The following is a 4,711-nucleotide window of genomic DNA, read 5'->3' as shown; positions in this document are numbered from 1 at the left end:
CAGCTCACCTACCAGGAGCTGAACGCGCGGGCGAACCAGCTAGCCCGGTATCTGATCGGTCAGGGCGCGGGGCCGGAAGGGCTGGTGGGGTTGGCCCTGCCGCGCTCCGCGGAGCTGATCGTGACCCTCCTGGCCGTCCTGAAGTCAGGGGCCGGATACGTACCCATCGACCCCGACTACCCAGCGGACCGTATCGCCTCCATGCTCGACGACGCCCAACCCGCCCTACTCATCACCGACACACAGACCGCCCCCGCCGTGCCGGAGGCGGGTTCCATCCGACAGGTCCTGCTGGATGACGCCGACACGGCCCGGCACATCACCAGCCTGGACAACACGGATGTCACCGACACCGACCGTTCCGGCGCACTGCTGCCGCAGCACCCCGCCTACGTCATCTACACCTCCGGCTCCACCGGCAAGCCCAAAGGCGTCACCATCACCCACGAAGGGCTGGTGAACCGGCTGCTATGGATGCAGGCGGAATACTGTTTGACCAGGGAGGATCGCGTTCTGCAGAAGACACCGTCGAGCTTCGACGTGTCAGTCTGGGAATTCTTCTGGCCTCTCATTGTGGGTGCATCACTGGTAGTCGCTGTTCCTGGCGCCCATAGGGACCCCGAGGAACTCGTTGCTCTGATCAATAGGGCAAAGGTCACGACAGCCCACTTCGTGCCGTCAATGCTCCAGGGCTTCATACAGCAGGCCGGCGCGGAGTCCTGCATCACTCTTCGCCGCGTGATCTGTAGTGGTGAAGCGCTCTCAGCTGAGCTGCAGAACGCCGTTCTGGAACGACTACCTGCTCGCGTGTACAACCTTTACGGTCCTACAGAAGCCACAGTTGACGTCACCTACTGGGAGTGCCGAGCGGGCGACTTCTCCGTCCCGATCGGTGGTCCGGTATGGAACACGCGGGTGTATGTGTTGGATGCGGGTCTGTGTCCGGTGGCGGTGGGTGTGCAGGGCGAGCTCTACATTGCCGGCGCCCAGCTCGCCCGCGGCTATCTGGGGCGCCCGGACCTCACCGCCGAGCGCTTCATTGCCAACCCGTTCGGTGGTTTGGGTGGGCGGATGTATCGGACCGGGGATGTGGTGCGGTGGCGTGCGGATGGGGTCCTGGAGTTTGTGGGTCGTGCCGATGCGCAGGTGAAGGTACGCGGGTTCCGTATCGAGCCCGGTGAGATCGAAACCGTGCTCGCCACCCACCCCAGCGTCGGCCAAGCGGCGGTCCTGGTCCGCGAGGACCGGCCGGGCGACAAACGCTTGGTCGCGTATGTGGTTCCCGCCCAGCTGAGCACCGACTCTGTCTCGGTTGTGGATGCTGATACTTCCCTCGTCACTGGGTTCGGTTCCGATTCCGACTCTGGTGTTGTGTCGGTGGTTGATGTGTCGGTGTTGCGGGGTGTGGTGGTGGAGCGCCTGCCGGACTATATGGTGCCGTCGGCTTTTGTGGTGCTGGATGCTTTGCCGTTGACGCCGAATGGGAAGCTGGATCGTCAGGCTCTTCCCGTTCCTGAGGTTGCTGTCAAGGTTTCTGGTCGTGGGCCGCGTAGTGCTCGGGAGGAGGTGTTGTGTTCGCTGTTCGCCGAGGTTTTGGGTGTGGCCGAGGTCGGTATTGATGACGGCTTCTTTGATCTGGGTGGCGACAGCATTGTGTCGATTCAGTTGGTGGCGCGGGCGCGGGCGGTGGGGTTGGTGATTGCGCCGCGGGATGTGTTTGAGCGGAAGACGGTTGAGGGTTTGGCGTTGGTGGCCGGTGTGGTGGGTGAGGCGCTGCCGGTGGTCGGGGACGGTGTGGGGGTGGTGCCGTTGACGCCGATCATGCATCAGTTGCGCGAGCAGGGTGGGCCGGTGGATGGGTTTAGTCAGGGTGTCTTGCTGCGGGTTCCGCCGGGGTTGGGGGTGGAGGCGTTGACGGTCGCGGTGCGGTCGGTGCTGGATCATCATGATGTGTTGCGGGCCCGGTTGGACATTGTTGGTGACTGGTCGCTGGTTGTTCCCGCGGTTGGTGCGGTGGATGCGGGTTGGTGTGTGCGTCGGGTGGCGGCTGAGGGTTTGGATGGGGCTGGCCTGGCGGAGTTGGTGAGGTTGGAGGGGGAAGCGGCGCGGGCTCGGCTGGCGCCCCGGGAGGGGGTGATGCTGCAGGTGGTGTGGTTCGATGCTGGCCCGAGCGAGGCGGGGCGCCTGTTGGTCGTGGCGCATCATCTGGTGGTTGATGGGGTGTCCTGGCGGATCCTGCTGCCCGACCTGCAAACCGCATGGGAAGCCGCCGCAGCGAATCGGCAGGCCCAGCTGCAGCCATGTGGCACCAGCTTCCGCCACTGGTCACTCCAACTCTCCTCCGAAGCGGACATGCGGTTGCCAGAACTGCCGCTGTGGCAGGGCATTTTGGAAGGCTCGGACCCGTTGCTGGGCAAGCGGGCCCTGGACCCTGCCCGGGACACATGGGCGACAGCCAAGCACCTTTCGCTTACGTTGTCGGCGGCGGAGACAAAGCCACTGGTCTTCGAGATTCCCACATTGCTCAGATGCGGAGTCGAAGATGTGTTGCTGACGGCGCTTTTGCTGTCCGTCGGTAAGTGGCGGCCCCAGGGGGAGAATTCCGCCGTTCCGGACCTTTTTGTAGAACTTGAACGCCATGGTCGGGATGGCGACCTCTCCGGTGACGGAGTAAGCAGGACCGTTGGATGGTTCACTAGCACCTTCCCTGTCCGTCTCGTAGCCCCCGCTGAGGAGGAAACTCTGCGAGAAGCCGCTCTCCAGGCTGCGCTGAAGAGCACGAAGGAAAAGCTGCGATCCGTTCCCGACAATGGTTTGGGGTACGGGCTGCTGCGGCACCTGAGTTCCGAGGGATCCCAGAAACTGGCTGGGAAACCCGATCCCCAGGTGCTGTTCAACTACCTCGGGCGAGTACCTGTGGGAGGGAAGATGACGGCCCAGAGGGAATGGACCCTCTCACTCGAAGGGCAGATCGGCGCTAGTGCGGATCCAGAAATGCCCATCTCCCACAGCATTATCGTTAATGCCGTGACGCAAGATAAGCGGAACGGAACAGAGTTGACCATCAACTGGTCGTGGCCGGATGAAGTATTTGACGAGGGCCGAGTCAGTGAGCTGTCGGGAACCTTCCGCTACTTCCTTTCTGCTCTAGCGCAGAGTGCAAAGAGCCCTGCGGCTGGTGGGCTTACCCCCTCCGATGTGGGGCTCCTAAACCTGAGTCAAGACGAGATTGATGAATTCGAGCTTGACGAGCTGGAAGACTGAACTGGAGGGACTTGCTGTGAAGCGTTCCAAGATTGAAGATCTGCTGCCGCTTTCGCCTCTGCAGGAGGGAATATTCTTCCACTCTCACTACGATGAGAGTGCTGCAGATTCCTACATCGTGCAGGTCGTCGCCTCGCTCAGGGGAAACCTGGACAGCGGGTCATTGCATTCGGCCGTGAAAAGCTTGCTGGCGCGACATTCGAGCTTGCGTCTTCGGTTTCGATACCGAAAGTCAGGCAAGCCGATTCAGATGGTGATGCGGGATGTTGAGCTCCCATGGCGCGAAGTCGACCTCAGGGGACACGCGGCAACGGGAAGAGAAATGGAGCTGGACCGACTGATAGCTGACGACCGTAGGCAGCGGTTTGACTTGTCCCAGGCCCCGCTCCTGCGATGTACGTTGGTGCGTGTAGCAGATGAGGACTACCGATTCGTCTGGTCAAGCCACCACATTCTGCTGGATGGCTGGTCCAATGCTCTCCTGTTCCGCGAGTTGTTCACCATCTACGGTCAGCTAGGAGACGAATCCACTCTGCAATTTGTGCCGCCTTATCGAGACTATCTTGCCTGGATTGCCGGCCAAGACAGCGAGGCAGCCGTGACGGCCTGGAAAGAGGCGCTGGCCAACCTCGATGGACCCACTCGGCTTGCTTCGGCTGAATCGGGCGGGACGGATGTTCTGCCCGAGCGTGTGTCCAATAGGCTCTCCAGAGAATTGACTGATTCGCTGGTCGGCGCAGCGCGAGACTCTGGCGTCACCCTGAACACCCTCATCCAGTTCTCCTGGGCCACCCTCCTGGCTCGCATGACCGGACGCACTGACATCGTTTTCGGTGCCACTGTCGCCGGCCGTCCGCCCGAAATCCCCGGCATCGAAACCATGGTCGGCCTCTTCATCAACACCATCCCCATACGGGTGCGGTTGGATGGTGCCACCTCGGTGAGGGACACGCTCGTTCAGCTGCAGGACGAACAGGCCCGCCTGATGCAGCACCATCACCTCGGCCTCGCCCACCTTCAGCGCATGACCGGACTTGACGAACTCTTCGACACCGTCGTCGCTTTCGAGAACTACCCTGTCGAATCGGCTTCCTCTACGGCCTTGGGTGGCACGGTGGATGTCGATGACGTCTCAGTTCGCGATTCGACTCATTATCCCTTGAGCCTGATTGTCGTTCCGGGTGAGAGGTTGGAGTTGCGCCTGGACTTCCGGGTGGATTCGTTCGACCGGGCCGCTGTTGAGGTGTTTGCTGCCCGGTTGGTTCGTGTGTTGGAGACGGTGGTTGCCGATCCGCGTGCGCTGGTGGGAGACATCGATGTCCTCGATCCCGCAGAGCGCCATCAACTGTTGGTGGGGTGGAACGGTACGGCGAGGGTTGTTTCCGAGGCGGTGTTGCCCCAGCTGTTTGAGGAACAAGCCGCAACGACGCCGGATGCGGTGGCGGTT

Annotated in this window: 2 protein-coding genes; both read left to right on the top strand. The window is 62.0% G+C overall.

What is annotated here, in order from left to right:
* Positions 1–3,264: amino acid adenylation domain-containing protein (locus NBG84_RS32845; RefSeq protein ID WP_250923336.1), on the top strand; the 3,264-nt coding region annotated here is incomplete at its 5' end.
* Positions 3,233–4,711 (top strand): condensation domain-containing protein (locus NBG84_RS32840; RefSeq protein ID WP_250923335.1); only part of this gene is annotated, 1,479 nt, incomplete at its 3' end. The genes NBG84_RS32845 and NBG84_RS32840, both read left to right, overlap by 32 nt.

Source organism: Streptomyces albipurpureus (assembly GCF_023701525.1).
Taxonomy (GTDB): Bacteria; Actinomycetota; Actinomycetes; order Streptomycetales; family Streptomycetaceae; genus Streptomyces; species Streptomyces albipurpureus.
The sequence above is the reverse complement of the archived record's forward strand: the minus strand, read 5'-3'. Positions and strand labels throughout refer to the sequence as shown.